At 66.1% G+C, this 21,475-nt stretch carries 16 protein-coding genes and 7 pseudogenes; 10 read left to right on the top strand and 13 right to left on the bottom strand.

Annotated features, from left to right (window positions below; genetic code table 11):
• Window positions 1-534: 534 nt before the first annotated feature.
• From VET27_RS10405 to VET27_RS10390, 4 pseudogenes are all read right to left on the bottom strand, one after another.
• A pseudogene (locus tag VET27_RS10405) lies at window positions 535-975 on the bottom strand (alanine racemase C-terminal domain-containing protein); the annotation flags it as partial.
• 202 nt (window positions 976-1,177) lie between these two features.
• Window positions 1,178-1,492: pseudogene (locus VET27_RS10400) on the bottom strand (phosphoadenosine phosphosulfate reductase domain-containing protein); the annotation flags it as partial.
• Window positions 1,489-2,288, bottom strand: a pseudogene (gene stf0 / locus VET27_RS10395) (trehalose 2-sulfotransferase). The pseudogenes stf0 and VET27_RS10400, both read right to left, overlap by 4 nt.
• Window positions 2,289-2,297: 9 nt before the next feature.
• A pseudogene (locus tag VET27_RS10390) lies at window positions 2,298-3,706 on the bottom strand (sulfatase family protein).
• A 110-nt stretch (window positions 3,707-3,816) separates the two neighbouring features.
• On the opposite strand from VET27_RS10390, the pseudogene VET27_RS10385 reads away from it, so the two are divergent.
• From VET27_RS10385 to VET27_RS10375, 3 genes and pseudogenes are all read left to right on the top strand, one after another.
• A pseudogene (locus tag VET27_RS10385) lies at window positions 3,817-4,937 on the top strand (DUF222 domain-containing protein).
• A 298-nt stretch (window positions 4,938-5,235) separates the two neighbouring features.
• Window positions 5,236-5,481, top strand: a complete 246-nt coding sequence (locus VET27_RS10380; RefSeq protein ID WP_526517753.1) for an AbrB/MazE/SpoVT family DNA-binding domain-containing protein — start codon at window positions 5,236-5,238, stop codon at window positions 5,479-5,481.
• Window positions 5,478-5,882, top strand: coding sequence for a type II toxin-antitoxin system VapC family toxin (locus tag VET27_RS10375; RefSeq protein WP_526517713.1), 405 nt, complete (start codon window positions 5,478-5,480; stop codon window positions 5,880-5,882). Before VET27_RS10380 ends, VET27_RS10375 begins: the two co-directional genes overlap by 4 nt.
• A 174-nt stretch (window positions 5,883-6,056) precedes the next feature.
• Here VET27_RS10375 and VET27_RS10370 read toward each other — a convergent pair whose 3' ends face one another.
• Window positions 6,057-7,544, bottom strand: coding sequence for an IS1096 element passenger TnpR family protein (locus VET27_RS10370; RefSeq protein WP_526517711.1), 1,488 nt, complete (start codon window positions 7,542-7,544; stop codon window positions 6,057-6,059).
• Window positions 7,545-7,624: 80 nt separating this feature from the next.
• On the opposite strand from VET27_RS10370, the gene VET27_RS10365 reads away from it, so the two are divergent.
• Window positions 7,625-8,401, top strand: coding sequence for a hypothetical protein (locus VET27_RS10365; protein WP_526517709.1), 777 nt, complete (start codon window positions 7,625-7,627; stop codon window positions 8,399-8,401).
• A gap of 932 nt (window positions 8,402-9,333) precedes the next feature.
• Here VET27_RS10365 and VET27_RS10360 read toward each other — a convergent pair.
• A complete protein-coding gene (locus tag VET27_RS10360; protein WP_526517707.1) occupies window positions 9,334-9,528 on the bottom strand; it encodes a hypothetical protein in 195 nt (64 codons plus the stop codon).
• A 593-nt stretch (window positions 9,529-10,121) separates the two neighbouring features.
• Here VET27_RS10360 and VET27_RS10355 point away from each other — a divergent pair.
• On the top strand, window positions 10,122-10,517 hold the full coding sequence (locus VET27_RS10355; RefSeq protein ID WP_526517705.1) for a YchJ family metal-binding protein: 396 nt from the start codon (window positions 10,122-10,124) through the stop codon (window positions 10,515-10,517).
• Here the strand turns inward: VET27_RS10355 and VET27_RS10350 are convergent.
• Complete coding sequence (locus tag VET27_RS10350; RefSeq protein WP_526517703.1) at window positions 10,514-10,996, bottom strand: hypothetical protein; 483 nt, start codon at window positions 10,994-10,996, stop codon at window positions 10,514-10,516. The genes VET27_RS10355 and VET27_RS10350 overlap by 4 nt on opposite strands.
• A 51-nt stretch (window positions 10,997-11,047) precedes the next feature.
• Window positions 11,048-12,652 (bottom strand): annotated as a pseudogene (locus VET27_RS10345) (purine-cytosine permease family protein).
• A 243-nt stretch (window positions 12,653-12,895) separates the two neighbouring features.
• On the opposite strand from VET27_RS10345, the gene VET27_RS10340 reads away from it, so the two are divergent.
• Window positions 12,896-13,561, top strand: a complete 666-nt coding sequence (locus VET27_RS10340; RefSeq protein ID WP_526517701.1) for a phosphatase PAP2 family protein — start codon at window positions 12,896-12,898, stop codon at window positions 13,559-13,561.
• On the opposite strand, the gene VET27_RS10335 is transcribed toward VET27_RS10340, so the two are convergent.
• Entirely contained in the window at window positions 13,515-15,011 is a 1,497-nt protein-coding gene (locus VET27_RS10335; protein WP_526517699.1) for a bifunctional phosphatase PAP2/diacylglycerol kinase family protein, read from the bottom strand. The genes VET27_RS10340 and VET27_RS10335 overlap by 47 nt on opposite strands.
• A 116-nt stretch (window positions 15,012-15,127) precedes the next feature.
• Here VET27_RS10335 and VET27_RS10330 point away from each other — a divergent pair, with 116 nt between their 5' ends.
• Complete coding sequence (locus VET27_RS10330; protein WP_526517697.1) at window positions 15,128-15,781, top strand: L,D-transpeptidase family protein; 654 nt, start codon at window positions 15,128-15,130, stop codon at window positions 15,779-15,781.
• A gap of 9 nt (window positions 15,782-15,790) precedes the next feature.
• Here VET27_RS10330 and VET27_RS10325 read toward each other — a convergent pair whose 3' ends face one another.
• Entirely contained in the window at window positions 15,791-16,249 is a 459-nt protein-coding gene (locus VET27_RS10325; RefSeq protein ID WP_526517695.1) for a nuclear transport factor 2 family protein, read from the bottom strand.
• A gap of 262 nt (window positions 16,250-16,511) precedes the next feature.
• Between VET27_RS10325 and VET27_RS10320 the strand changes: the two genes are divergently transcribed.
• From VET27_RS10320 to VET27_RS10310, 3 genes are all read left to right on the top strand, one after another.
• On the top strand, window positions 16,512-18,209 hold the full coding sequence (locus tag VET27_RS10320) for an Hsp70 family protein (RefSeq protein WP_526517693.1): 1,698 nt from the start codon (window positions 16,512-16,514) through the stop codon (window positions 18,207-18,209).
• 82 nt (window positions 18,210-18,291) lie between these two features.
• Entirely contained in the window at window positions 18,292-18,564 is a 273-nt protein-coding gene (locus tag VET27_RS10315; RefSeq protein WP_526517691.1) for a hypothetical protein, read from the top strand.
• 34 nt (window positions 18,565-18,598) lie between these two features.
• Window positions 18,599-18,985, top strand: a complete 387-nt coding sequence (locus tag VET27_RS10310) for a PASTA domain-containing protein (protein WP_526517689.1) — start codon at window positions 18,599-18,601, stop codon at window positions 18,983-18,985.
• A 5-nt stretch (window positions 18,986-18,990) separates the two neighbouring features.
• Here the strand turns inward: VET27_RS10310 and VET27_RS10305 are convergent, their stop codons facing one another.
• From VET27_RS10305 to VET27_RS10295, 3 genes and pseudogenes are all read right to left on the bottom strand, one after another.
• Window positions 18,991-19,986 carry an ABC transporter ATP-binding protein gene (locus VET27_RS10305; RefSeq protein WP_526517687.1) on the bottom strand — a complete coding sequence of 332 codons (996 nt, stop codon included), beginning with the start codon at window positions 19,984-19,986 and terminating at the stop codon, window positions 18,991-18,993.
• Window positions 19,983-20,985 (bottom strand): annotated as a pseudogene (locus VET27_RS10300) (ABC transporter ATP-binding protein). The gene VET27_RS10305 and the pseudogene VET27_RS10300 overlap by 4 nt, the downstream one beginning before the upstream one ends.
• Window positions 20,982-21,475 (bottom strand): ABC transporter permease (locus VET27_RS10295; RefSeq protein WP_526517685.1); only part of this gene is annotated, 494 nt, incomplete at its 5' end. The gene VET27_RS10295 and the pseudogene VET27_RS10300, both read right to left, overlap by 4 nt.

Here is a 21,475-nt window from a genome sequence, read left to right as displayed (position 1 = left end):
CACAGCGAGGTCGCTGCCGGGTTGTGGTGCGCCGCCAGCATCGGGCCGAATTCTGGGTCGAAGCGCGGTCACGTTGCCCACCGGGTATGTGGTGATCGAGGCCGGCTCTCGGACGTCGCTCGTAACCGCGTCGTCGGCGGCCGCGAGTGCCGGAAGAGGCATTCCACTGAAGTCGTTCACCGCGCTATCCCTTTCGCGATCGGCACCACGATCACTGGTCGGTGTTTCGAAGTTTGGGTGGATGTTCTCCAGGCGCATAACTAGATTCCGGCACAGCCATCGTGGTGTCTGTCCGGCAATCAGCAGGTGCAACGGGTGAATCGCGGGTCCCCCGATTGGGGGACATCGGGTACTCGTGGCGGCCCGAGGGCACTGTCAAGGTGGTGAGTGAGACTGGCGCTTCGGGGATGATCCGGTGGTGTCGATGTACAAGGGATACCGCTACCCGCCGGAGATCATCTCCCACTGTGTGTGCACCCGACAGCGCCGATAGGTCACCACCTCGTAGTGGATGGTGTCGAGCAGGTCGGCTCAGTCCTGTGCCGTGGGCTCGCCGTCGCCGCCGGGGCCGAACGGGACGGCCTCGTCACCTTCGTGCACACCGGTCTGGCCCGGGCCCATGTCGACGACGAACTGGTCCATGCAGATCCGGCCCACGCTGCGGCGCAACCGGCCGTTGACGAGCACGTCGATGCGCCCGCTCAGCGCGCGGTACGCCCCGTCGGCGTAGCTGATCGGCATCAGCGCTAGCGTGGTGTCGCGGTCGGCCACCCAGGTGTGACTGTAGGACGCCCCCTCACCGGCGCGAACCGACTTGACCAGTGCCACCGAGCATTTCCGCGTCATAGCAGGGATCAGGCCCATCTGGCCGCGCTCCGGGATCGGGCTGAGGCCGTAGACCGCAATCCCCGGCCGGACGATGTCGTAGGCCAAGTCCTGGCGCGACATCGCGGCCGACGAATTGGACAGGTGCGCCGTCACGATCAGCTTGGGATCGTCCTCAAAACCCGACAAGGGTGTCAGCCACCCCGACACGGCGTGTCAACCGCCTCGTCACCCTCGCGATACCGCCGCGCGACGGTTTCGGGCATGAGGCTGGAGGCAATTGGGCCGAATGCTAGCCAACCGAAGCGCGACGTCTTGGTTTATCAATGGGAAAGACATCGTGCGGGGTGGCGCGGCCGCTTTCGATCGACTCCTGGACCGAGCCGACGATGAGCTTGTGGCCGTGTTCGCCGAGCCTGCGGTCGCGGAAGTCGATGACTTCACCGAAGTTGTGGCCGGTGTCGACGTGGAGGACGGGAAACGGCAACGGCGACGGTCGGAACGCCTTCTCGGCGAGGCGGAGCAGGACGATCGAGTCCTTGCCCGCCGAGAACAGCAGCACGGGTCGCTGCAGTTCGGCGACGACCTCGCGGATGATGTGCACCGACTCCGCCTCGAGCAACCGGAGTTCCTCGACGTGGGTAGCGTCCCCCGTCTGAGCCGTCATACCGGAAGACCTTGTCTCTCCGCATCCCTGCGATAGCGATCCACCCAGTCGTCGGACCGATGATCGGCCTGGCGTTCCAGAACCAGCGCCGGGGCGCGTCGCGGGTCGAGACCGAGTGCGTCGAGGACGGTACCCACCACCTCGGTGAGGTTTCGCCATAGCACCGGGTAGGACACGTCGATGGGGTCGATCTGTTCCTCGGCGAACCACGCCCGCCAGGCGTCCTCCTGAGCTTTCAGCATCGTCACGACGTGCGCGACGGCACCGGCGTGGTAGCCGGCGCGGGCGTCGCGGACGGGATCGGGCCGGCCCCGCCAAACCCTGGTCTGCACTGCGCGCCAGAACGACACCGCCTGTGAGACGACGTCGGGGCGGTACACGTGCACGAGAACCGGATACGTGCCGACCACGTCGCGGATCGCCGAGAGCAGGCCGTTCCGGAGCGGTCGGGTAGGCCTGCCGCACGCTGCTCGAGCAACGTCGTCTGGTTCCACATCAACTTGCCGCCCCACACCCCATTGGGGGTGCGACCCACGGTGCGGATGTAATCGCGCCAGATCTCGGGTGGGGCGAGATCGGGCTTGCCCTCGTCGAGAGGGTCGAGGAGTCGCAGGATGGAGTCGTCTCCGACGCCGTCGAACCACTGTCGCGGCTGGGGCGACATGCTGGTCGTCGGCAGATATTGGAAGAACTCCTGCGGCTCGCCGGCCACGCCCGTCGCCCGCAGCGACTCGACGAGCAACGTGCTTCCGCTGCGCTGCGAGGCGAGGACCAGATAGGCGGGCTGGGTGGCCATGGCCAGAGCCTAGCGGCTGCCGAAACCCGTTGCCGTTCGGCCATTTTGCTCACCACGAGCCAAACCATCGTCGGTCGCGGCCTCGATGCCGCGGTCGACGGCGATCCCCGAGCGGCTGGTGGTGGGCCATCCGTGGATGTTCAGGTAAGTCGTCGTGAATCTCTCGGATATACGCGTTCCGCGAAGTCCGAGGCGATCACGTCGTTCGTCGCGTGCCGCCACGCGTCGAGTCGCAGAGCGAGGTCGACCGCGATCGCCTCGGTCGCATCGTCGGCGTCGGCGGCGAGCAGGTTGTTGCTTTCCGTGGGGTCGGCGATCACGTCGTAGAGTTCCCGCGCGGGCCGAGGAGCGCGGGACGTCGGCGCGACCGCCTTGCCGGGCGCGCTGTCCGCGATGTCCCACGGCAGGTCGAGCAGCGGCCGCGCCGCGTAGTTCTCGATGTAGGTGTACTCCCGCGTGCGAACGGCACGGATCGGATCGAACGAGTCGTGGTAAGTCTTGGTCGTGTACACCTCGGTGCGAACCGGTTCGCACCGAGGCTGCATCAACGCGTCGGCATGCGAGATGCCCTCGACCTCGTCGGGAATGCCGACGCCGAGCAGCTCGAGCAGCGTCGGCACCAGGTCGACTCCGCTGAACAGATCCTCGTACACCCTCGGTTCGGTCGGCATGCGCGTCGGCGGACGCACGATGAGCGCGATTCCCGTGCCCGCGTCGTAGAGCGTCGACTTGGCCCTAGGCAGCGCAGGCCCGTGGTCGGTGAGGAAAACCACCCAGGTGTTGCGGTCCAGTTCGGTCTCGGCGAGGGTGTCGAGTAGCTGGCCCACAGCCGCGTCGGCCACGGTGATGGAGCCGTAGAAGTCGGCGAGGTCCTGCCGCACGTCGGGCAGGTCGGGCAGGTAGTCGGGCAGGCTCACCGCGTCGGGATCCGCCGGTTCGTACCGCTCGTGTGGATACGGCCGGTGGGTCTCGAAGAAGCCCGTGGTGAGCAGGAAGGGCTTCTCGGGTGGGTTGGCCAGCCACCGGGTCGCGTGCTCGACGACGTACTCGCAGTATGAATTCGAGACGTCGAACTCGTCGAAGCCGAGCTTCGGTGGATACGACGTTTCGTGTTGCATGCCGAATAGGGCCGTATGCCAACCTGATTCGGAGAGCAGGTGTGGAAGGGTGCGGACCCCGGACCGGTATTCCCAGCCGTGGTGGGCCAGCCCGAGCAGCCCGTTGCTCTGGGGATAGCGGCCGGTGAACAGCGACCCTCGCGACGGTGAGCACAGCGGGGCGGTCGCGTGAGCGCGGGTGAACAGGATGCCCTCGGCGGCGAGTTGATCCAGCCGGGGACTGCACACGTCGGCGTGTCCGTAGGCGCCGAGATATCTGCCGAGGTCGTGCCAGTGCACGAGCAGCACGTTGTCCGTCATCGTTGATATACGGAACAGGTTCTTCGCCGAAACGGCAACCGTTTGGGCTCGCCGAGGTCGGCTATCCACAGCGCGAGATTCATCCACAGCAGGATTCTTGGGCCTGTCGGGTGTCGGGTGTCGGGTGCGCCACTAGATTCGAAAGTGTGTTCGATCAATCACTGCTGGGGCCGGATTCCCTGTTTGACCCCGCCGACGCTGACGTGGTCGCGGCCATCGCAGGCTGGGCGCGGGTGGAGGCGGCCGCAGCTGCGCGCCGGTTGGCGGCGGCCGCCGAGCTTGTTGGCCGCCGCTGTGAGCCCGAGTCGGGAGCGGCGTCTGAGCACTGGGCGTGTGACGATTGGGACGCGGCGGCCGCCGAGGTGGCCGCCGCCCAGAATATCGGCCATCGCGCGGCTTCGAGCCAGATGCACCAGGCCAATGCATTGCGTCACCGGTTCCCCCGAGTGCTGGAGTTGTTTCTCGCGGGCGAGATCGGGCTGCGTGAGTGTTGAGCGTCGGCGATCACCCGGCGGACTCAGCTGATCGTCGACCCGGAGGCGCTGGCTGCGGTCGACGCGGAGATCGTCGCTCGGGTCGGCGGGTGGGGTCCGCTATCGACGGCCCAACTCGAACAGGCCGTCGACTCCATTGTCGAGCATCTCGACCCGGGGCGCTCCGTCGCTTCCGGGGTGCCGCCCGTGGCCGCGACGTTCAGATCGGCAGTCGTGACGACACCGCGGGCACGGCGTCACTCTGGGGCAGGCTGTTCGCCACCGACGCCGCCGTGCTGTTTCGCCGGCTGGACGCGATGGCACGCGCCGTATGTCAGGACGATCCGCGCAGCATGGCGGAGCGTCGCGCGGATGCTCTCGGCGCACTCGCGGCAGGCGGTCACGATCTCGCTTGCGCCTGCGGGCAATTGATTGTGTTGCCGCGGGCACGATTCGCGTGCCGACGCGGTCGTAATCCACGTCGTCGCGGAGGCCTCGTCGCTCAACCGTCCGCTGGGCACCCGTCACCAGACGTTGGCCGACGCGTTGGGGCCGGATCCGGAGCCCGGAGGCGCAGAGGACAACCAGCCAGCGGGAGTGATCGCCCGGTGGCGGACTCGTGCCTGCGCCGCTCTTGGCCGAACTCGTGCGGTTGGGCGCTCCCGTGCGGTTGCTGCGAACCGCCGACCTGCTGTGCACCGAGCCCGGCTACCGGCCTTCGGTTGTGCTTCAGCGGTTCGTGCGGAGCCGTGATCTGACGTGCCGGTTTCCCGGCTGCGATTACCCCGCCGAACGCTGCGACGTCGATCATTCGGTTCCCGACGGCGAAGCTGGACCGACGCACCCGTCGAAGCTCAGATTTCTCGGTCGTTTCCAGCAATGTCAGCGATAAATGGGCTGGTGGTAGCCGCCGAGGAGGGATGGGGTCCTTGAGACATCTTAGGTCGCTCGAATGAGTGGGGCGAACGTCAATGTCAGCGACAGATGTTCGAGCGGGTGTTGCGCGGCTTGCCACCATCGACCGCTGCGATCGTACGGAATGGTAGATTTCTTCCCATGAGAACAACCATCGACCCGGCGGGGCGTTTGGTGATCCCCAAGCGGATTCGTGATCGCCTCGGCTTGCGCGGGAACGAGCAGGTGGAGATCACGGAGCGCGATGGCCGAATCGAGATTGAACCAGCGCCGACCGAAGTCGAACTGATTCGGGAAGGTTCAGTCCTCGTTGCACGGCCGGACCGCCCGCTGCCCCCGTTGACCGATGAAATCGTTCGCGAGACGCTGGACCGCGTGCGGCGGTGATCGCCCCCGACACCAGTGTTCTTGTTGCCGGATTCGCAACCTGGCACGAAGCGCACCAATCCGCCGCGCGTGCCCTCAACCGGGGCGTTCACCTGGTCGCACACACGGCGGTGGAGACCTACTCTGTCCTGACGCGCCTACCACCACCGCATCGCGTGGCGGCTGCGGTCGTTCAAGCGTATTTGGCCGAAGTGACATCCGCCGACTACCTCACGCTGGACGCGCAACCGCATCGTGAGTTGATCAATCACCTCGCGACACACAACGTCACCGGCGGCGCAACCTACGACGCGCTGGTCGGATCGACGGCGAAGGCTGCTGGAGCGACACTGTTGACCCGCGACCGGCGAGCAGTCAGGACCTACGAGCTGCTGCAAGTGGAATACGAACTGGTGACCTGACCACTCGCGTCGCCAACGATTCCTGCGATCGTCGCCCGAAGCGCCTTCCCCGCTCGCTGATAACGCTGAGCGGAACAGCAGGCAGATCAGCGACGAGTTGTCACCAAGCTCAAATGCTCTGCCGAAACACTCTTGGCCAGTGCGTTCTGAATGCAGTGCGGATCGACTGCGAGTCTATGGCGGCCAGGCCGTGAGCGCGGCACGGGCAAAGTCGACCGCGTTTCTGGTCGGCTGCTCGCATCGGTCTGGACCAGATCCCGCACGCCGCAACAACCCCAGCCGGCGCAGTGTGTCCGTGAGGTGAGATGCCGCTGCTGCCGCTGACTGCGCTGTGATCGGGGACCCGTCGCCGCGCATCCACCCCAGTGCGTCGAGCAGTTCCGCGACGATCGTTTCGGGGTTCTCGGTGGTCTCGGCGGCCAGCGCGGCCAGATACAGCAATCCAGCGTGATAGACACACCGGTCGGTGGACGCGACCGGTGTTTGTTCGGCCAGGTGCCACCACAACCCGACGGGGTCGCTGCGCAGCGCCTTTCCCCGCGTGGTCACGAGCAACCGGCCATTGTGCTTGCGCAGCAACCCAACCCGCTGCGCCGACTGCCGCAGGTGTAGCACCGGATAGGTGAGATCCTCGCGGTTGCCGGCCCCGATCCACGCCTCGTCGAGCTTGAGCTCGGTGAATGCGGCCTTGACGTGCACCGGCGGCAGGTAGCCGGCCTGGGTCAGTGCGATGCCGTCGTCGCCGACGCGCTCCAGCAGCCACGCGTACGGTCGCACCGCCGCAGCGGCCGTGTCGGCGCCAATCAACACCGGATCGTCAAGCCGCGCGCTGCCCAGCAGTTGCCGCCACAGGCTCTGCCCGTACGTGGTCTGCATGCCGTCGAGGAGATCCCCTGGTGGGCCGGTGATTTCGTGCGGGGACGCAGTGCTGCCGAGACCCGCCAGCACACGGTTGATCCGGTCGACATCGAACTGTGTCGGCGCCCAGTGGTGCGGGTCGACATCAGGACCGTAGAGCTCGGCGTACTCGGCGCGGGCCACCGCATGATCCGGGTGGCCCGGGTCGGTGGCCGCGACCAGCAGCGCGTAGCCGCCGACACTGCCGCAATCCTCGGCGGGACCGGGTTGGCGCCCGCCGGTGCAGATCGCGCGCGGCGAGGACGCCTCGTGTGCCAGCACGGCTTCCAGCCGGATCGTGTGCTGCCAATCGTCGCCGAAATCGTATGTGTAGAGCAATTTATCGCCCACGTCGACGAGGGTCTCGTCGAGCCGCACCTGATCCTCTGGTATGCCCTCGTCGCCGTCCCCGGCCGAGAACGGGCACAGGTAGTACTCCGTCTCACGGCTGTAATAGGAGGGGCCGCAGCCGAACTGGTGTAGATGCGAATCGGTCCAGCCGAACGCGGCCTGCATGATCTCGTTGACCTCGTCCAGAAACAGATCCGAGGCGAGTTCGAGGCGCCGCCATACCGGCGGCTTCGTTCCAGCCAGGTCCACCCGGACCCGCAGCGTCACCGGCTCCGCGCGGCGGGGTCGGCGGCGCACCGGCGGCTTGGTGGCAGCGGCAAGCAGCTGCTCGATCGACGTCGCGCCGGCAAAGGCCAATCGCAGCGCAAGGCTTTCGATATTCGGTAGACCCGAGTCCCGCCAGTGCCTGATCAATGATCTGCTGTATTTCGTCGTCGCCGCGTGCCACGCCGGCGACGTTAGTTCACCGGCCGTGGTGCTGTCAGGATGGACGGATGGACCACCCGGAGCCGACCGAGATTTCCGGCATCACCGATGCGTTGAGCCTGTGGCGGCGGCTGGTGTCGAGTGCGATCGGCCGACCGCTGCCGCCGGCCCTCGCGGTCGAGGCCTTCCGGCGACTCCACGTCAACGGTGAGCCGGGCGCCTTCGACTCCGCCCTGCTGCTGTGCACCGACTGGCGATGGCGCCGTGTGAGCACGCAGGTGATTGCCGGCATCGTAAATTCGGGGATTCTCGATGATGACGACCAGGACCGACTCGCCGACGCGCTGCTGTGGCAGGAGCGGGTGGACTACCGTCACCCGGTTGGGTGGATCGCCACCAGTTTCGTCGAGTACGACCTCAACTCTGCGGGACCGGGGCGGACGATCCGCGTCGATCCCAACTCTCCCACCATGGCGAGCCGTAACGTGTGGCCACCGCTGCGGACCTGGGCTGCCGGCCGCGTCGTGGGTCGACGCCGAGCACCAGTGGGCGACGTCCTCGAACACGCACGGTCCTTGCCGGCGCGCGACGCGGCCGCCGTAGTGACCGGCGCAGTACGCGTAGCCGACGCCCTTGGCGAAGATCAGGCGCGAACCGTGCTGGAGGCGGCGTTGGCCTGGAGACACAAAACACCCCGCCAGGCAGCCCTGGAACAGCTGCTGGCCAGCGGCGACGACGAACTGGTTCAGACGCTGGCGGACAACGATCCAGACGCCTCCATCCGACGGTGGGCATCCGAACGGCTCCGCAACCGAGCCACTAGCCAGGACAACCTATTCGACTGATGCACAACGCATCCGCCCATCTCGCGCATCTTCTGTCGTCGGATCCGCCAGACTCGGTTGCGGCCGCTGTTGCGCGTAACCTGCACCTACTTGAGTTCCAAGGCGAGAGACGCTGGCCGTGGCGGCCAGTGATCCACGAGTCTCACGCCAGGCAACTTCGGCGCGTCGGCCCGGGCGAGCGATCCTCAGCTCTGTCAGTCAGAGGCATTGGATGGGGGTAGATTCGCAGCTTGTCACCAACCTCAAGTGCCTATGTCGAAAACAGCTGCAGCAGATCCAGTCGGAGATCCGCGGCGGCCATCACCACCGACCATCCCCACGATGGCATGACATAAGCCGCCGGGGACAGGGCATAGCCCCTGTTGCTGTTGCTACTCCGAAAGCGCATCGTGGAGACAACGGGTCGGTTACGCATCCGTCGTGGGAAGGAAATGACAATGACTGAAGTGACTACTAATTACTGCAAGGTTTGCGGTCACGCGAAAGAGCACCACGACCTGAATGCCTCTCTCGCCCCCAAGGAGGCTCGCGATAAGGCTGAGCGCGGCGAGGGGGCGTGCCATGACATGTCCTTCGGCGAACATCACTGCATCTGCGTGGGGTATCAGAGTTGGGTCTGAGCGCCTAAGCGCAACCCTCACGCGCCTGTCGTGCCCGCGATGCCCCGTGGCAAACGTGCGAATTGAGTAGGTCAGCGTGACCGCGCGGCGCCACCACACTCAAGTGTTCTTCGCGTGTCCGGTGTCACCATCTGCTCCAAACCTTCTGGAGTGGCGCATGCGAACGGACCGATCATCAGATTCGAGACGGCGCGGAACGTAGACCCACCGAATTGCCACGTCGAGACAGTGTGGGGTGAGCGGAAACCGCTCAGTAGATACCAGGGCTAAGTCGGGGTCGAGCTGCCCGCGTGCCGCCGGGAGCAGCCGGGGTCAGGCTGCGGTTCGATTCCGCCAGCGGCTCGTGTAGGACTCCTTGGCTTCGGAGTCGTGCCGGAGCGCACCGATCATCGCCCGGTCTCGCTTGATCACCGAGTACATGGTGAGCGCCATCAAAACGACCATGACGCTCGCTAGAACAATCATGGATAACGGCGTGGCCAGCAGTTGATTGAATATGTTGTTCATGCTGTGATTTCGTAGCCGCGGTCGAGTTGGATGGCGACGGAAGAATGACGACTCTGTCGTCTCCATGTGGCCACGCCAGGCGGCTGGGTGCCAACTTCCCTCGCACACCGTCGCCGTCCTTCAGTACGGCCGGGGTCGTACTGAAGGAATGGTCCCCATCGGTCCACATGACGGTCCACACGGGTGCGTGTCTTGGGGTCACACGTTGCGGTGTAGCAGCAGTTCACCTCCCGGTGAGAGTGTCCTTCAGCTAGTCGGTCCCATCACTTGCTCAAAACCTTCTGGGTAGGCAGGGGCGGTGGACAGACCGTCAGATGCCCAACGGTGTCGTCGTGTGAACGTCGCCGACCGGTGCCACCTACGCGACCCGGCCCGCGGGGGGAATGCTCTTTCCGCGGTGGAACGTCGACACCGGCGCGTTGCCCGACCTGCCGAAGGCCGCGCGTGGGGCGGTGTGCCGCGACGACCGTGGCCTCACCATGCCGACGCGCAGGGGTACGCGGGCCCAGCAGCAAGCCCAATGGGTAAGGGCGGAACGGGCGCGCAATGATCCGTCCGATCCGCCACCTCCGTTTTAGGGCATGATCTGGCTCGTGGCGCCTGACCCATTCGGCCGTCCGTGCCCGTGCGGCAGCGGCGTTGGCTACCACGTCTGCTGCGGACCGTTGCACATCGGCGAGCGGCAAGCGGCGACGGCCGAGGAAGTGATGCGGTCCAGGTACTCGGCCTTCGCGTGCGGCGACGCCGACTATCTGTTCCGTAGCTGGCATCCGCGAACGCGGCCCGCCGATACGACGATCGACGCCGATGTCGTCTGGACGTCGCTGGAGGTGACCGATACCGCGGCGGGTGGCGTCGCCGACGAACGCGGGGAGGTCGAGTTCACGGCGCGGTTCGAGTCGCAGGGCCGTCCTGGTGCCATGCGGGAGCGCAGCCGGTTCGAACGTCGCCGAGGCCGTTGGCTCTACCTCGACGGCGATGCCCTCTAGCTGCGCGGTATCCCGCACACGGAGTAGACGAACTTCGGTGGGACGTCGAAGGTGAAGGACCGTTCTGGTAGCTGCATCAGGAGCTCGTCGGAGAGCGGCGCCTTGTAGTGCAGTGACACCGAGCCCGAGAAACACGGGTCGACGACGGAGATGTCGGGCACGCTGAGCAGAAGCCCCGACTCGTCGAGCGTGGCCCGCACCATCGAGCCGCCGGGCGTGTTCCACGGGTGGTCGACGGACCGGCTTGCCTTCTTCGGGACCGACGACAGCGTGCCGAGCACCCGCTGACTGGTGAGCGCGAGCGCGCCCACGTAACTGCTGAGGTTTCCCTTCGCGACCTTGCCGGGGACCCTGCCGGAGAAGCGGAAGGTGACCGGGACGAACTCGGCCACGTGGAGCACGCCCTCGGCTTCGACCTGGGCGCGCATGTCGTCGGGCAGGGCGCCGATGCCGAGCATCTTGCGCAGAAAGACGGCCATAGCCGGGAGAATATCGGCTTCGGCCGTCCTTCTAGCGCATTCTGGGCTGTCCTACGTTTGAGCGGGGAGCACGTTCGCGCCGGTCTTGTCGGTGGAGAGGCACAGCGAGCAGATGTACCCCTCGTCGCTCGCCGACTTGATCATGTCCGGCCGCTCGTAATCGTGATGGCAGACATGGCATTTGAGGTGGGCATCGGACGGGTTGCCGAATTCGTCGAGCGTCGGTAGGTCGATGCCGTCGTCAGTTCGGCGAAGGTAGTACTTGCCCTTGGTCGCGATCGCGATGATGGGCTGAAGCACCAGGCCCAAGCCGATGGCCACCAGTGGCGAGTACGGGCGAATGGCCTCGCCGAGACCGCCGAAGAACGCGATCACCGACAGGCCGGCCGCGATCAGCATCGAGCCGAAGCCGACCGGGTTGAACGAGTAGAGCATGCCGCGACGGAACTCCGGCTGCATCGGCGACAGCTTCAACAGGTACTTGTTGAAGACGATGTCGGAGGCCACCACCACGACCCACGCCATACCGCAGTTGGCGTAGAAGCCCAGGATCGTGTTCAGGAAGTCGAACATGTTGGCTTCCATGAGGACCAACGCGATCAGCAGGTTGAAGCCCAGGAACACCAGACGACCGGGGTAGGTCTTGGTGACACGGGTGATCGAGTTGGTCCACGCCAGCGATCTGGAGTAGGCGTTCGTCACGTTGATCTTGACCTGGCTGATGACGACGAGCACCACGGCCAGTGTCATGGCGAGCCACGGGGGCAGGAAGTTCTGGTAGATCTCCAGGAACTGGTGCACCGGCTGGTTCGCGATGCCCGCGCTGTCCGCGATGTTGGCGATCAGGTACACCGCGAGGAACAGCCCGACGATCTGCTTGATGGCGCCGAAGATGACCCAGGCCGGGGCCGGCCAGGAACATCCAGGTCCACCAGCTGCGCTTGTTCTCCGGCGTCTTCGGGGGCATGAAGCGCAGGTAGTCGTTCTGCTCGGCGATCTGCGCAATGAGCGACAGACACACGCCTGCGGCCAGCAGGGTCGAGCCGAGGTCGAAGCCCTGAACGCCGTTCTCACCCCTGGTAGGCGAAGAACTGACTGACCGACTCCGGGTGGCTGACCACCAGATAGACGAACGGCGCGACCATCAGGACGAGCCACCAGCGGCGTCGTCCACACCTGCAGCGTCGACAGCACCTTCATGCCGTAGATGACGAGCGGGAAGATGATGAGCGTCGATGCGGCGTAGCCGGGCCAGAGAAGGATGCCGAGGCCGAGTTCCAGGCCTTGAGCCATGATCGAGCCCTCGAGGGCGAAGAAGATGAAGGTGAACGTCGCGAAGATGACGTTCGTGACCACCGATCCGTAGTAGCCGAAGCCGCTGCCGCGGGTGACCAGGTCGAGGTCGATGTTGTAACGCGCCGAGTAGTACGCGACCGGGAAGCCGGTCAGCATGACCACGACGGCAAATATGAGGATGCCCCACAACGCGTTGGTCGTGCCGTAGGCGATGCCGATGTTGGCCCCGATGGCAAAGTCGGCAAGGTAGGCGATACCGCCGAGCGCCGAGATGCCCACCACCCGCGTCGACCACTTGCGATAACTCCGCGGTGCGAAGCGCAGCGTGTAGTCCTCCAAGGTCTCCATGGTGGCGGTCATGGTGTCGAGGTCGGCCTCCGCCAACCCGGGATCATCCGGGGCGTCGGGCTCCTTCCTGAGCTCTTGAGTCATGGTTGGCAAAGCTAAGACGGGGTTTTCTCAGCAGTGTCACAGCCGTGTTCCCACCAAAATCGGAAAAGGCCCGCACTGCCGTCAAGAGTCGGGGTGGTGACGGCAGCGCGGGCGCTACTCAACTAATCGATACGGTTGTGCAAGGTGTTACAGGTGATGCAACGTGGACTGGTGACGAGACGTCAGTGGCCGGCCGGTCTGGCGCTGGCGGCCGGTGCCGTCTACGTGACCATGTGGTGTGGCTGGGTGTCGGGCTGGGATTGGCTGGCAACGGCCGATGCGTCCACCCTCGACGCGGCTCATCGCATCGGTGTCGAGCACCACGGCTGGGTGATCTTCTGGGACACGTGGTGCACGGTGTTCTCTCCCGTGGCATTTCGAATCGTCACCTCGGGGCTGATCGTCTACGCGCTGTTCAGACGCCAGGTGCGCGTCGCGGTGTTCCTCTTCGTGAGCATCGAGTTGTCAGCGATGGTCACCGAAGTGGCGAAGCGCCTGGCCGACCGGCCCCGGCCGGAGACGGCCATGGTCGACGCGTGGTCGACGTCGTTTCCATCCGGTCATGCCGTCGGCACGATGGTCGCCGTGCCGGCCCTGGCGGTGGTCCTCCTGCCGCACGTCCGCCGTGAGCTGCGGAAGTGGGTCGTGGTGGCCGGCATCGTCATCGTGGTGTCGGTGGGTGCCGGACGGGTCGCGCTCAACCTCCATCACCTGTCCGACGTGATCGCTGGCTGGGCCCTGGGCTATCTCTACTTCGCGGTGTGCCTCTTGATACTGCGGGGCGCCCGGGTCACGGCAACGGACGAAACACCTGTAGCGCCCGATATCGGACGGTGAAGCTCGCCTCGTCGAGTTCGTCGGAGAGTTCGCCGTCGTGGGCGAGCAGTGTCGGGCCGTCGACCGTCGTGAAGGTGAACTCCGGAACCCGGAACTCGTGATAGAGCGGGCTGCGCACCAGCCGTCCGAGCGCGAGTGAGGTCAGGATGCGCAGGGTGCTGAACCGGCGCTCGGTCTCCAGGATGCGGACGTCCATAAGTCCGTCGTCCATTCGCAGGCGCCGCGCCGGCGCGAAACCGGTCGGCAGATACGAGGAATTGCCGAGGAAGAACAACGACGTCTGCAGCGTCGTGTTGTCGTATCTGATCCGCACCGGCACGCCGCGCCGCAGCGTGTGGAACATGGCGTACACCCCGGCAAGCGGCTTGCCGATCTTGTGCTCCAGCTTCTCCCGCTTCTGAACGAACATGGGATACGCGCCGATGCTCGCCGTGTTGATCACGGTTCCGGTCTCGTTGAGCCGCAGCACGTCGACGCAGGCGACGCTGCCGTCGCGGATCGCCTCGACCGTCTTGGCCGCGGTCTCGCAACCGATGTCCTTGGCGAAGTGGTTGAACGTGCCACCGGGGAACACGGCCAGCGGACGGTCGGACGCCAGGGCCACGCCAGCCGCGCATGCCACCGTTCCGTCGCCGCCACCGACGGCGAGGACGTCGGCCCGTTGCGCCGCCGATCGGAGCACCTCTTCGACGTCGTCGTCCTTCTCGAGCTCGACGATCTCCATTTGGGGCAGGGCTTCGCGGGTCTCGTCAATGACCCGTGCGCCAGTACCACTACCCGACGCTGGATTGATGACGAGCACGACGCCGGCTCCGTCGGGTCGTCGAGGTGCGTCGATGCGCAGAGGATCGGCGACCGGTATGCGCGCCTCGACGATCGGCGGCACTATCCGGGCACCTGCCACGGCGATCGCGGCGCCGAGGCTGAATCCCGCCAGCACGTCACCGGGATAGTGCGCGCCGGTGGCGACGCGGGACACCCCGACCATTCCGGCCAGCAGGGCCAGGCCAAGCCCGACGGGTGCGCTCTCCAGGCCCACTCCGACGGCGAACGCCGCTGCGCTGGCGGAGTGGCCCGACGGCAGCGAGTTCGAGGTCGGCATCCGGCGAGACCGCCTCAGCACCGGCACCGCCGCCCATTCCGGACGGGGGCGCTTCCACACCCGCTTGGCCAACTGGTTCGCCACCAGGCTGGTCACGGCCAGGGAGGCCACGCCGCGTCCCGCGCCGCGCTGGACCGACGGATGCTTGGTGGCCATCAACGCGGCCGCGATCGCGAACCAAATCTTCGAGTGGTCTGCAGCCGCCGTGACCCCGGGCATGAACCCGTCCAGCAGTGGGCTGGGCGATTCCGCAATGGCCTCGAAGACTTCGCGGTCCAGCGTGCCCAAGCCCTCACCGATCTGGCGGATGCCGCGGTGCCGAATCGCACGTCCTCGCAGTAGCTTCATGGCGTCCAACCTAGCCGCAGCGCGAAAGGGCTTTGGGCGCAACTCATCTCTCAACTCCAGGATCGTTGCTAAATCTTTACTTGACCCCGAGGGCGCGCTGTGTTGACGTTGAAGCCGTGCGCCGACTGCTGATCTCGCTGTGCGCGTTGGTCGTCGGCATGGTCCTGGCGCCGGTGGCCCGCGCGGACTTGATACCGTGGTTCGCTCCGAGCGTCGGCAATGCCACTCAGGTTATTTCCGTTGTGGGCGTCGGTGTTTCGAAGGCGAAGGTCGACGTGTACGAGCGAACGGCGGCTGGCTGGCAAGCCGTCGCCGCCGGGATCCCCGCGCACGTCGGAGCGGCGGGGATGGCTCCAGAGACGCACGACGGGCAGATGCTTACGCCGATGGGCATCTTCACGCTCGACTTCGCCTTCGGAACGGCTCCCAATCCTGGGGGCGGCCTGCAGTACGTCCAAGTGGGCCCCGACCACTGGTGGGACGGTGACATGAAGAGCGCCACCTACAACACGATGCAGGTCTGCAAGAAGGCCCAGTGCCCGTTCGACACGAACCCCAGCAGTGGCACCGAGAATCTTCAGATCCCGCAGTACGAGCACGCGGTGGTCATGGGCGTCAACAAGCAACGGGTCCCGGGCAACGGCGGCGCGTTCTTCCTGCACACCACCGACGGCGGTCCGACGGCCGGCTGCGTCGCCATCGACGACGCGGCGCTCGTCGGGATCATGAAGTGGCTGCGCCCCGGCGCGCTGATCGCCGTATCCAAGTGATTCAGGCCGTCAGATGTGCACGGCCCGACCGGCTTTCACCTTGAAGTTCAGCGCCGCGGTCGACAGCGAGGCGTCGTAGGTGCGGTCGTAGCCCGTGACGCTGATCTTCCAGCCATCGGCGGTCCGCCGGTAGCGGTCGTGATAGAAACCCGCACCGATCAACATGAAGTCGAACTTCGGGACGATGACCTTGTCCTGCAGATACCAGGTGGCGGTCGCCTCGTCGCCGTCGACGTCGATCTCGGGATGGGTCACCCGGTGTTCGGTGATGACGTCGGCAGGCATCGCGTTGCGCATGAACTCGACCAACGTGGCGCGGTCGGTGAAGTGGTGTTCTTCGCCGAGGGACTCGCCGTAGTCGCCAATCACGTCCTCGGTGAGCGTGTCGGCGAACTCGTCCCAGTGCTTCGTGTCGAGCGCGCGCAGGTACCGGTACTTGATGCGCTGAATGTCTTCGATGTCACCCATGTCGTCATTGCAACACAGTGACGCCCGACGGCATGGAGTCCTGCCATGAATGGCATTGACGAATGCGTCAAATTGCCGAGCCGACCGATTGTCGCCGTTCAGCCTGGTGACGGGGACGTACCGTTCCGGTCGGAGCAGTGGGTTCGGCGGGCTTGAGCCACGTGCCGATTGCCAAAACCTAGCTGGGAGAACGCTGTTCGTTGACGCGCCTGCGGAGTGTCTGACGCGCTTGCGGTGTGGGCCGGGTTATCGTTACGACGTCATGAGCGACCCGTTGGGGTTGTCGATCGGGACGACCAATCTGGTTGCGGCCCGTGTCGGCAATCAACCCGTCACGCGGCGATCCGTGCTGCCACGTGCCGGTCAGGTGCTCAGCGGTTTCGTCGAACGCGTCGGAGATCCGGTGCCGTTGATCGCAGACGACGGCACCTCGTACCGCGCCGACCTCCTGATGATCGAGGCACTTGACGCCATGGTCGTCGAAGCGGGTAGCGACGAATCGTCACAGGTCGCCGTCGCCGTCCCCGCGCACTGGACGGGCGCCACCCTCCGGTCTCTTCGCGACGCGATGCGCACCACGCCGAGTCTCGCCCCTAACGGCGTTCCGGTTCGGCTGGTGTCCGACGCCGTCGCGGCGCTGACGGCCTTGGCCGCCAACCCGGGCCTCCCCATGCACGGCGTCCTGGCGCTGCTCGACTTCGGCGGTGGCGGCACCAGCGTGACGCTGGCCGACGGGTCGGCATCGTTCGAGCCGATCGAGACCACGCGGCTGACGGAATTCTCCGGTGACCAGATCGACCAGTCCCTGCTCGCGCACGTGCTCGACGGGATCGCACGCGAGGTCGACCCCGCGAGTACCGCCGCGGTTGGATCGCTGACTCGACTACGCGACGAGTGCAGGCGGGCCAAGGAGGAACTGTCCGAGTCGGCGGTGGCCGACATCCGCGTCGAGTTGCCAGGACATCAGTCGACGGTTCGGGTGACGCGGGACGAACTCGACGCGCTGATGGAGGCGCCGCTCGCGGCAGTGCTGTCCGAGCTGAATGAATCGTTGCTACGCAACAGAATTGCGGCGGCCGATGTCTCGGCCGTGGTCGCAGTGGGCGGTGGCGCGCGAATTCCGCTGGTCACCCGCAGGCTGAGCGAGCGGGACCGCGGTTCCTTCGTGACGACGCCGCACCCGGCTCTCGACGCCGCCGTGGGTGCCGCACTCTTCGCGGCCTACGGCGCGGACGCCGACGCGCAGACCGGTGTCGCACCCACTCCCTTGATCGCGGGTGCCGCGGCCGCTGCAGCCGCGCCCGACTCGTCGACGTTCCGCGCGCTGGCCTGGTCGCAGGACGACGACACCGTCGGAGACCCCGCCCCGTACACCGGCGAGGACCCATACGCCGACTCCGGCACCGCCCGCGTCGTCGCGCAGTATCACCCGAGGCAGGACGACGAGCCGCGGTCGTGGCAACGCCTGCCGCAGTTGATCTTCGGGATCGCGGCGGTGGTCGCGCTGGTGGCGGTCGGCGGTGTCGCGGTCGCACTGACCAGTACGACCGACGAAACGCAACCCACCCCCAGCACGGCGCCCGTGACCGCCACCTCGCCGCCCGCACCGCCACCGACGAGCATCGAACCGCCGCCGCCCCCACCGGCCACCGAAGCGCCGCCGCAGAACGTCGTCACCGTCACCAGCGAGGCACCGCCGCCACCGCCACCGCCATCGACGGAGACCGTCACCGTCGCACCTCCGGTCACCACGACCGCCACCACGACGCAACCGACGACCACCACGACGACGCCCACCACGACGACCACCACCACGACGTCGAGCACGCCGACCATGACGACGAGTTACATCACCGTCCCGTTCGTGCCCGTGCCGATCCCGATCCAGGTTCCGTCGACTCCCACCCCCTATCAGCCCTACCAACCGCCGGTGTACCAGCAGCCTCAGTACCCCTACTGATTTCTGTGAGCCGAAAGTCGCGACAAGCAACGTCACAGTCACGTTTCAGCGTCTCCGTGGGTGAGCGGTCCACCATCTGTGGATGGCTGAGAAGAAGAGATCGCAGACGATTCGTCTGCGCCTAAAAGTGCCTGGACTGGTAGGGGCAGACGCGTTCGTCACCTTGGGGGCATTGAACCTCGGCGACGGACCCGCAGGGCTCAGTGGCAGGGTGCTTGCTGGTTCGGGCAGTGCGCCGGCCAACACCACCTTCGTCCAGCCCACGGATAACGCCATGATATTGGGCACCGCCACCCGGACGACTCCGGCCACGGTCGAGCCCATAGTCAAGGCAGTGCCGAAGAGTGGGGGATGACGTGCGCACCCTCACCACCGGTACGGTCCTCGCAATGTCGCTCGCCACGGCGACGATCCTGTTCGGTACTGTTGTGGCGCAGGCCGGTTCGGCGCCGGACGTGGTCGGCCAGAAGTACGGCGACGCGGAGACGGCCATCGCCGGCGCGGGCTTGAAGCCCGTGATCTCGACCACCGTCGGCGATCAGAAGGCGTGGCCCGACTGTCTGGTCGTCAACACGGTGGCGCGTACGGTCCCCCCACCGGAGAACAGCAGTGGGTCGGCGACCAACCAACTGCTCGTCTCGCTGAACTGTGACGACGGTGAAGCGTCTGCGAGAACCCCGGGGTTCTCCGCGGCCAGCCCCGAGGGCAAGGCCGCCAAGGCGGCGGCCGACGCTGCCGCGAAGGGGGCCGCAGCCACCGCGACTCCGTCGAAGTGACGAAGTTAGCTCTGCTCGAACATGTTTCGTGGATGGTGACAGGCGACCACGTGACTGTCCTCGAGCTGGCCTAGCTTGGGGTCGTCCACGTTGCACACCTCCGTCGCCCACGGGCAACGGGTGTGGAAGTGACAGCCCGACGGTGGGTCGATGGGGCTGGGCACGTCACCCTCGAGGACCAGCCGTTCGCGCGCGATGTTGAGCTTGGGGTCGGGGATCGGTACCGCGGAGAGCAGCGCATTCGAGTAGGGATGCATCGGATGCTCGTAAAGCTCGGCTGCGGGCGCACTTTCGACGATTCGGCCGAGGTACATCACGGCGACCCGGTCCGAGACGTGCCTGACGACGCCGAGGTCGTGCGCCACGAAGAGGTACGAAAGGCCGAGCTCCTCTTGAAGATCCTTGAGCAGATTGATGATCTGCGCCTGTACGGAGACGTCCAGCGCCGAGACGGGCTCGTCGGCGATGATGAGCTTCGGACGCAGCCCGAGGGCTCGTGCGATGCCGATCCGTTGGCGCTGACCGCCGGAGAACTCGTGCGGGTAGCGGTTGGCATGCTCGGGGCTCAGGCCGACGCGGTCGAGCAGCTCCTGGACGCGCCGGTTGACGTCGCGGCCGCTGGCCAGCCCGTGCAACTCGATGGGCTCCCCGATGATCTGGCCGACGCGTTTGCGTGGGTTCAGGGAGGCATAGGGATCCTGGAAGATCATCTGCATCTGCCGCCGAACCGGGCGCAAGCTACGGCGCGACCGCCCCACCAGTTCCTCGCCGCAGAAGCGGACGGATCCCGACGTCGGGGCGGTCAACTGGAGGATGGCCCGGCTCAGAGTGGACTTGCCACAGCCGGATTCGCCGACCAAGCCCAGAGTCTCGCCTTCTGCGATGGTGAGGTTCACACCGTCGACGGCCTTCACGTGGGCGACCACGCGGTCGACGACGACCCCCGACTTGATAGGGAAGTGCTTTACGAGGTCGGTGACCTCGAGCAGCGGCTCGCTCATGTCGCCACCGGCTTTCGCAACCCGATTCGGCCGTCCACGTCGCGGAGCCGTCGCTTCTCGGCCGGATCGAGCCAGCAGCGATCACCGTCCAGCGGTGGTGGCTCGGCGCACTTGTCGAACTCGTGCGGGCAGCGCGCGGCGAAACGGCAGCCGGTGGGCGGATGCAGCAGCGACGGCGGCGATCCCGCGATCTGGGCCAGCCGTACCGGCCGCGGCTGATCGAGTCGGGCAAGTGAGCCGAGAAGACCCCACGTGTTAGGGGTGCTGGGGGTCGTAGAACAGGTTCTCCAGCGTCGCATCCTCGACGATCTGGCCCGCGTACATGACGGCGACGCGGTCCGCGATCTCGGCCACCACACCGAGATCGTGCGTGATCAGCACCACTGCGAGCCCCCGCTCCCGGTTGAGCTTGTCGAGCAGTCGCAGGATCTGCGCTTGCACCGTGACGTCCAGTGCGGTGGTCGGCTCGTCGGCGATCAGTACGTCGGGATCCAGTGCCAGGGCCATCGCGATCATCACCCGTTGGCGCATCCCGCCGGAGAACTCGTGCGGGTAATCATTCACGCGCCGTTCGGGATTCGGGATGCCGACGGAGCGCAGCAGTTCGATGGCGCTGTCGCGGGCCTCGCGCTTGGATACCTTCCGATGCGCGCGAATCATCTCCACGATCTGCTCACCGACGCGATAGACGGGGTTCAGCGACGTCATCGGATCCTGGAAGATCATCGCGATGCGCTTGCCGCGCACGTCACGTAGTTGCTCGTCGTCCAGCTCGGTGAGATCCCGGCCGTCGAACTCGACCGAGCCGGTGATCGTCGCATTCGGTGCGCGGGTGAGACCCAGGATGGTCTGCGCGGTGACGCTCTTGCCCGAACCGGATTCCCCGACGATGGCGAGGATCTCGCCCTTGTCGAGTGCGAATGAGACTCCTTCGACCGCGCGCACGACTCCGCCGTCGGTGGCGAAGCTGACAGTCAGGTCGCGAACGGAAAGGATCATGCTGGTGCCGCCTCTCCGAGTCGGATGCGTGGGTCCAGGAAGGCGTAGAGAACGTCCACGACCGTGTTGAACAGCACGATGAAGAAGGCGCCGAACATCGTGACGCCCATCAGCGGCGGCAGGTCGAGGCTGCCGATGGCCTGGCCGGCATAGAGCCCGACGCCGTTGATGTTGAACACCGTCTCGGTGAGGATGGCGCCGCCGCCGACGACCGCGCCGAAGTCCAGGCCGAACAGCGTGATGACCGGGATCATCGAGTTGCGCAGCACGTGCTTGATCCGGATCTGGCGCTCGCTGATGCCCTTGGCGCGCGCCGTGCGGACGTAGTCCTCGTTCATCACGTCGAGCATGTTGGATCGCAGCACGCGGCTGTAGAAGCCGACGAACAGCACCGCCAGGGTGATCCAGGGCAGCACCAGGTGATATGCCCACTGGCCGGGATTCTTGGTCAGCGGTACATAGCTGCTGGTGGGGAAGATCTGCGCCTTGA

This window comes from Mycobacterium sp., assembly GCF_035633495.1.
GTDB lineage: Bacteria > Actinomycetota > Actinomycetes > Mycobacteriales > Mycobacteriaceae > Mycobacterium.
The sequence above is the reverse complement of the archived record's forward strand: the minus strand, read 5'-3'. Positions and strand labels throughout refer to the sequence as shown.